Origin of the sequence: Colwellia sp., from assembly GCF_013215345.1 — a bacterium.
Taxonomy (GTDB): domain Bacteria; phylum Pseudomonadota; class Gammaproteobacteria; order Enterobacterales; family Alteromonadaceae; genus Colwellia.
Genome location: NZ_JABSOV010000213.1, coordinates 1 through 3,782 on the forward strand (window position 1 = coordinate 1; position 3,782 = coordinate 3,782).

Annotated in this window: 3 protein-coding genes and 1 pseudogene; 1 reads left to right on the forward strand and 3 read right to left on the reverse strand. The window is 34.7% G+C overall.

Features of this window, described 5'->3' with window-relative positions:
* Positions 1–636: pseudogene (locus HRT50_RS18240) on the forward strand (IS3 family transposase); the annotation flags it as partial.
* A 43-nt stretch (positions 637–679) separates the two neighbouring features.
* Here the strand turns inward: HRT50_RS18240 and HRT50_RS18245 are convergent.
* The 3 genes from HRT50_RS18245 to HRT50_RS18255 form a co-directional block, all read right to left on the reverse strand.
* On the reverse strand, positions 680–1,120 hold the full coding sequence (locus HRT50_RS18245) for a thiol-disulfide oxidoreductase DCC family protein (protein ID WP_291617154.1): 441 nt from the start codon (positions 1,118–1,120) through the stop codon (positions 680–682).
* Complete coding sequence (locus HRT50_RS18250) at positions 1,117–1,554, reverse strand: DoxX-like family protein (protein ID WP_291617156.1); 438 nt, start codon at positions 1,552–1,554, stop codon at positions 1,117–1,119. The genes HRT50_RS18245 and HRT50_RS18250 overlap by 4 nt, the downstream gene beginning before the upstream one ends.
* A gap of 178 nt (positions 1,555–1,732) precedes the next feature.
* A complete protein-coding gene (locus HRT50_RS18255) occupies positions 1,733–3,448 on the reverse strand; it encodes a DUF4153 domain-containing protein (protein WP_291617158.1) in 1,716 nt (571 codons plus the stop codon).
* Positions 3,449–3,782 lie beyond the last annotated feature (334 nt).

Below are 3,782 nucleotides of genomic sequence, written 5' to 3' on the forward strand. Positions count from 1 at the left end.
ATGCTGTACCGACGCACTAAAGCCTTATTTAAAGAAAGCCAACAAAGTTTAGGCTCTAGGCAGTTAATGGCAAAGCTGCGTAAGCATAGCCATAGTGTTGCAGACAATATAGTCGACCAGCAATTTAACCCAAAGCAAGTAAATCAGATTTGGCCTGGAGATGTGACGTATCTCAGAACGGGTCAAGGTTGGATGTACTTAGCTATTGTTATGGATTTATATTCTCGCCGTATTATCGGTTGGTCAATCCATAAGCGAATGACCGTTGACTTGGTAGAACGAGCTATGCAAATGGCGCTGAACCTTAGGAAACCGACTAAAGGCTGAATATTTCATAGCGACAGAGGTTCTCAATATACTAGCCATCGTTTTCAGCAACAACTAAAGATGAATAATATTACCGCTTCAATGAGTGGTCGTGGTGCTTGTTTAGATAATGCCGTTGTTGAACGATTCTTTGGTAGTTTGAAAAACGAATGGCTGTTAAATATTTATCATTTAACACGCTGTGATATGAAAGAAGATGTTGAAGCTTATATCCGATACTACAATCAGATCAGGCTTCATAGATCGAACGGTGATTGTTCTCCAATTGAGTTTGAACAGTCCACAATAAATGTGTCTTATGCGGCTTGACCAGATCACTTCTTAATGTGCTGGTGAAATAACGTTTTATTTCTCAATTTTCACTTTTAAGAAACCTATGTTCATTTTCTTCACTTGGCAACATACAAGTATCGTACTTACCAAACAAATTATATCTATTAAGGGCAATACGATCATAAAGCCAATTCCGTATTCCCTTTGGAATAATTTTGAATAGGTATAATAAACGCCATGGCAAGCCAAGTTTATTTATAACATTCAAGAAGGCATCACTCTTATCAAAGCATTGGTTGCCTTCTACAAGTAGCATGGTATCAAAATGGTCAGTTGGCATTTTAAAATGGCTTAATATGCTCTGCCCTTCTGGTGATTGAACGCTGCAGAGTTTAAAACGCTGTTGTGTATCAACTTTAATGATAAATTGGCTCCAGCTATTACACAGTTTGCAAACACCATCAAATAGGATCACGCAATCCTTTACGGCAACGTTGGGAGGGTATTTTACAGTGGTCATACACTCTCCTTATTCTTTGAATCAGTGTGACTATAAAGTGGATTTTTTTTGTTAATTTCATGTTTGAATTCAAGTAACAAAATGACACTAAAACCAATCAAGGCAATATTAGTGGTAACTGGGTTAAATGCTTCAATAAGCAGTTGAGGCTGCAATACTACTACAAAGATTAATAAGCCAGAAAGTCCAATAATGTTTAAAAGAACCACCGCTTTATTACGATAAAAAAGAAAGAATAAAACGCCGAAAATCACCTCACCAACACCCGCTGATTTAGTCACTAAATAAGAAAGCTCATTTGATAAACCCAAACTTGCCGTCATCAATTTTTCTAATGGTGCTATATGGATAAGTTTTGGAAAAATCCCGTGATATAACCAACTAAAGGAAATGATGTATCTGGCGATTTGTATTGATGACAAGGTAGACCTCATTGTTTATTAAACTTAGACATTAAAGTGAAATATTAGGTTTGGGGAAAGGTTTTACATAAACCTAACGCGAGTAATGTTACTAACGTATACATCACAGTACAAAACGACGGTCGGAATAGTTTTGGTTACCAGCGCAAGTGGATGTAACCAAAAACATTCCAATAAAGTGAGTGTAGTTTTAATTTTTCGATGTGCTAAAGGTTAAATCACCAACTTTTAAATTGTTCCACTTTGGTTTAATAACTTCAATTTGGTTATTTAACAGGTAATCTTTTATAAATTTATTGTCATTCGGATTGCTAGTTTTCATATATTTAAATTGCCACTGTTCTTCTTTTAAAAACCAACGTTTTGCGGAGGTGGAGTAGTTATTTTCTTCGATAACGACATAATCTGGATCGCCATCTTCATTTAGGTCTTGGGCAATAAAATAATAACTATTTTCACGATAGCTAGACCAATCATTTTTAGCTGCTTTATCATAAACAGCTTTAATTAACGGTTTTGGAAATTCATCTTGACTAGGCCAGTAGTTAACAAATTTATTAAAATCATCAAGCGTTAACGTCTCTTTATCAATGCTCTTATGATTTACATACATCCGCTCAATAATAGCTATTTTTTCAGGGGCAATACCTTTTAACTCTTTCTTAAGCTTCTGTAGCTCTAGATATCCTTGTCGGCCTAAAGACCTGTCAAAATAAGTATAATCAAACTTTTCATAAGATGTGTTTCCATTATGTAAACGCTTTAATTGACTTGACGCTGAAATAGCTTGAAAGTTTAATAAGGGCGAATTAACCAGCAACATAAACACGAGAACAACAATGCCCATAGAGATATTCACTTTACTTAATGTTTCTAACCACTCGTCTCTCTTTTTAATTATTCCAATTAAATAACCAAAAGAAAAACAAGCGAGCAACACGCAAATAAGAACAGCCCAACAACGATCAACCGTTAAACCATATTGGTCAATACGAAGCCAAAGCCCATAAAATGAGATGACACTGTAAATAGGTAATATAGCTACCCCAACAAAAATAAGTCTATGTAATATATTATGGTAAGGGCGTTCATGAGAAGCATCTTGATAAACAGCATTTACAAAAAATAAAGTTAATACCTGTAACCACATCACTAACATACTACCCGTACCCGTTTTCCAAAGTACATCTAAACCAGTAAAGGGTAACGTTGCTAGAAATCCCAAAGAAACAATAGTTAATGCCGGTAAAAGGAATTTAATAAGTGTTTGCAATATTGTGGAGATATTATCAACCGTGAATATAATATTCCTAAAAACAATAATGGCAAAACCAAAAGCAAGGTTTAAAACGGGAATAACAAACCAATCTTTTCTTAATAATTCTTTAAAGAAATCAATTTCTAAAACAGAAAACAATCCAGCACCTAAATGTAATATTCCCCAGAATATTAAAACAAATAGCCAACATTCGCCGAAAATAATAAAGTTTCGCCAGGATAGTTTAAAGAGTGAACTGTAACTGATCTCCTGGTTACTAAGCCGCTGCTGTATGTACATTAACGCTTTAAAAGCAGCTATAAGGCCGGTAATACAAAATGTAACTATAACACTACTATTATTCACAAATTCTACAGGCTCTTGTTGATAACCAACATAGGCACCTAAAATTGATAATATAATTGTAAAAGGTAATAAGTATTTTACTGTAGTTATGGCATTAGTCTTTGTAATTGAGAGTAATGTAAGTACAGGGTAGCTTATAGTAAAAGTGACTAACGGTATTAGCCATAAAGGCTCAGTGCCTGGCCATACTTGGTGTTCGACACTTTGATATAGCAGTGTTAATAAAATCCCTTGAATAAGAGATACTATAATAATAAAGGCTTTGGGTAATTGATGATCCATATCTATACTTTTATATATATTTTTTAGTAGTTTGCTTTAATAAATGAAAAAATTCAATTAGATAAAATTTTTATTTATACACGTGAAAATTAAATTAAGGACGAAAAAAAACCGCGACTCGTTAAAGTTGCGGTTTCTTAGAATGTGGCGGTGAGATAGATTTGAACTCTACTGTAGGTGTGGCGCTACAAACCCGTTTTACTATCAATCCTGAAAAGCAAAAATCCCGTTAATCTTTCGATTAACGGGATTTTCTAAATGTGGCGGTGAGATAGAGATTTGAACTCTAGAAGGGCTACAAACCCTTGCCGGTTTTCAAGACCGGTGCTTTCGA